Annotated in this window: 5 protein-coding genes and 1 pseudogene; all 6 read left to right on the top strand. The window is 74.0% G+C overall.

Annotated features, from left to right (window positions below):
• Window positions 1–260 (top strand): WCX domain-containing protein (locus DVA66_RS18980; RefSeq protein WP_157974142.1); only part of this gene is annotated, 260 nt, incomplete at its 5' end.
• Complete coding sequence (locus DVA66_RS18975) at window positions 257–1,231, top strand: helix-turn-helix transcriptional regulator (protein WP_114561412.1); 975 nt, start codon at window positions 257–259, stop codon at window positions 1,229–1,231. The genes DVA66_RS18980 and DVA66_RS18975, both read left to right, overlap by 4 nt.
• Window positions 1,228–1,455, top strand: coding sequence for a hypothetical protein (locus DVA66_RS18970; RefSeq protein ID WP_114561411.1), 228 nt, complete (start codon window positions 1,228–1,230; stop codon window positions 1,453–1,455). The genes DVA66_RS18975 and DVA66_RS18970 overlap by 4 nt, the downstream gene beginning before the upstream one ends.
• A gap of 97 nt (window positions 1,456–1,552) precedes the next feature.
• Window positions 1,553–1,858, top strand: coding sequence for a twin-arginine translocase TatA/TatE family subunit (locus DVA66_RS22165; RefSeq protein ID WP_269801647.1), 306 nt, complete (start codon window positions 1,553–1,555; stop codon window positions 1,856–1,858).
• Between the two features lie 8 nt (window positions 1,859–1,866).
• Window positions 1,867–2,724 (top strand): twin-arginine translocase subunit TatC, encoded by an 858-nt coding sequence (gene tatC / locus DVA66_RS18960; RefSeq protein ID WP_232822070.1) that lies wholly within the window; start codon window positions 1,867–1,869, stop codon window positions 2,722–2,724.
• Window positions 2,725–2,732: 8 nt separating this feature from the next.
• Window positions 2,733–2,945, top strand: a pseudogene (locus tag DVA66_RS18955) (hypothetical protein); the annotation flags it as partial.

The raw sequence follows: 2,945 nt of genomic DNA, 5'->3' as shown, positions 1-2,945 counted from the left end.
CCGTGGTCGCCGTGCGCGCCGACCGCGCCCCCCGGCTGCGCCGCCGCGGCGAGCCGGTCGACCACCCGCTGCCCGCCGGCACCCCGGACGGGTTCGCCAGCTACCGGGTGGGCTACGCCGACGAGGGCGCCTTCGTGGCCGACGTGGCCTCCTTCGGCCCGGACGTGCTGGTGCTCGAGCCGGCCGCCGTCCGACGCCGGGTGGTGGACCACCTGGCCGGGGCGGCTCGGGCGCTGGCCGGCGCGGGGGAGCGCGCGTGAGCTCCTCGGTCCAGGTGCAGCGGCTGCTGGCCCTGGTGCCCTACCTGCTGTCCCACGACGGGGCCGACCTGGCCGAGACCGCCCGCGAGTTCGGCGTCACCCCCAAGCAGCTGCGGGCCGATCTGTCGGTGCTCTACATGTGCGGGCTGCCCGGGCTGATGCCGGGCGACCTCATCGAGATCGACCTGGACGCCGTGGACGGCGCCGGCACCATCCACCTCACCAACGCCGACTACCTCGCCCGGCCGCTGCGCTTCACCGCCGACGAGGTGCTCGGGCTGGTGCTGGGGCTGCGCTCGGTGCGCGAGCTGGCCGCCGGCCCGGTGCGCCGCACCATCGACTCCGCGCTGGCCAAGCTGGAGGCGGTCGCCGGGGCCGGGCAGGAGGTGGCCGAGCGGGTCACCGTCTCGGTGCAGTCGGCCGACGACCGGATCCGCGACCAGGTGGCCACCGCCATCGACGCCGGCCGGCGGCTGCGGCTGGTCTACGACACGCCCGAGCGCACCACCGAGCGAGAGGTCGACCCGGCGCGGGTCAGCCTGCGCGACGGGGTGGCCTACCTCGAGGCCTTCGACCTCGGCCGCGACGACTGGCGCACCTTCCGGCTGGACCGGATCGCCAGCGCCGAGCCGACCGGGACGCCGGCGGCTGACCACGGCCCCCTCCCGCCGCCGGCCGAGGGCTGGCTGCAGGCGCTCTCCGGCCCGGCCAGGGTGACCCTGGAGCTGCGGCCCGGCGCGGCCTGGGTGGCGGAGTACCACCCGGTCGAGCGGGTCGAGACCGACCCGGCCACCGGGCACCTGCACGCCACCCTGCCGGTCACCGACCCCGGCTGGCTGCGGGCCCTGCTGCTCCAGCTGGCCGACGAGGTCCGGGTGCTCGAGCCGGCCGGGGCGGCCGACGAGGCCCGCCAGGCGGCGGAGCAGGCGCTGGCCCTCTACCGCCAGCTCGGCCTAGGGTCGGACACGTGAGCTGGGTCTGGGTCTTCGTCGTCATCGGCGTGGTCGGTCTGCTGTCGCTGGTCGGCTGGGCCGTCTGGCTGTTCCACAAGGCCGCCGACGTCTGGTCCGAGATCGCCATGCTGGGCCGCCGCGCCGAGGAGCTGGGCTCGCTGCTGGAGCAGCTGCGACCCGACCCGACGCCCGAGCAGCTGCAGGCCGTGCGCGACCGCACGCGGGTGGCCCGACGCGGCTGACCGGTTGCGGCTGGGATCCCGGCCGGCCCACGCGTAGACTCCCCAGAGGTTGCCCGAGGTAGCGCACCCCGGGCACGAGACGAGAAGAGGACTCGACATGACTCCCATGGTGTTTGGACTCCCCGGCGGCCCCGAGGTGCTGATCCTCCTCGTGGTCGCGCTGGCGCTGCTCATCTTCGGCGGGTCGCGTCTGGCCGGCATCGGCAAGGGCACCGGGCGGGCGATCCGCGAGTTCAAGGAGGAGACCCAGAGCCTGCGGGGCAACAAGGACAAGGCCGCCGACGAGCCCGCCGACACCACCACCCCGGCCGCGGAGCCGCGCGACACCACCGCGCCCCGTCGGGACGACGTGGTGGACGCCGAGGTCGTCGACCGGCCGGCTGAGCAGCGTCGCGACGTCTGAGTCCTGCGGTGGCAGTGACCATCCGCGGCCGCCGGCTCTCTCTCGACTGGCTCAAGCCGCCGCCGTCCACCCCGGACGGCACGATGTCCATCTGGGACCACCTGCGTGAGCTCCGCTACCGGTTGACGATCGCGGTGATCGCCGTGGTCGTGGTGTCCGCCCTGTCGGCCATCTTCTTCCGCGAGCTCTACGCACTGGTCGCCTACCCGTACAACCAGGCGGCCGAGATGGTGCTCGCCGACAACCCCGGCGCCGACATCAGCCTGGTCAACTCGGGCATCGCCGCCCCCTTCCTGCTCGTGCTGAGGATCTGCGGGTTCGCCGGTCTGATCCTCTCGGCGCCGATCTGGCTCTACCAGCTCTGGGCGTTCATCGCCCCGGCCCTGCTGGCTCGGGAGAAGAAGTGGGCCCTGGCCTTCATCGGCAGCGCCACCCCGCTGTTCCTCGGTGGCGTCGGTCTCGCCTACCTGCTGATGCCGACCGCGATGGCGGTGATGCTGGGGTTCACGGTCGACGGGACGACCAACCTCATCGACGGCAGCGACTACCTGGGCTTCGTCATGCAGATGATGGTGGTCTTCGGGGTGGCCTTCCTGCTGCCGGTCGTGGTCGTCGCGCTCAACATCATGGGCATCGTCAAGGCGACCCAGCTCTCCCAGGCCCGCACCATCGTCATCTTCGGGTCCTTCGTCGTGGGTGCCGTCGCCACGCCCAGCACCGACCCGTTCTCGATGCTGGCCCTGGCCGTCCCACTGTCGCTGCTCTTCGTGCTGGCCGAGATCATCTGCCACGCCAACGACCGGCGGCGGGCGCGTCGCCGGCCGGCCGAGGAGGCCGCCGTCGGCACTCCCGAGCTGACCAGCTGACCCACCCTGTGGACTCCTCGCTGCCGGTGTGCACGCTGGTGGTCAACCCCACCGCGGGCCAGGGCCGGGCCGGACGCCAGCTGCCGCAGGTCGTCACCACGCTGGCCCGCTCCAGCCCGCACCACCGCCTCGACGTGCACCGGGCCGGCAGCTGGGCGGAGGCGGCCGAGCGGTGCCGGACGGCGGTGCGGCGCGCGCTCGAGCGCCGCAGGCACGCCCCC

Source organism: Desertihabitans aurantiacus (assembly GCF_003344635.1).
Taxonomy (GTDB): domain Bacteria; phylum Actinomycetota; class Actinomycetes; order Propionibacteriales; family Propionibacteriaceae; genus Desertihabitans; species Desertihabitans aurantiacus.
This window is presented reverse-complemented; position numbering and strand designations above follow the sequence as displayed.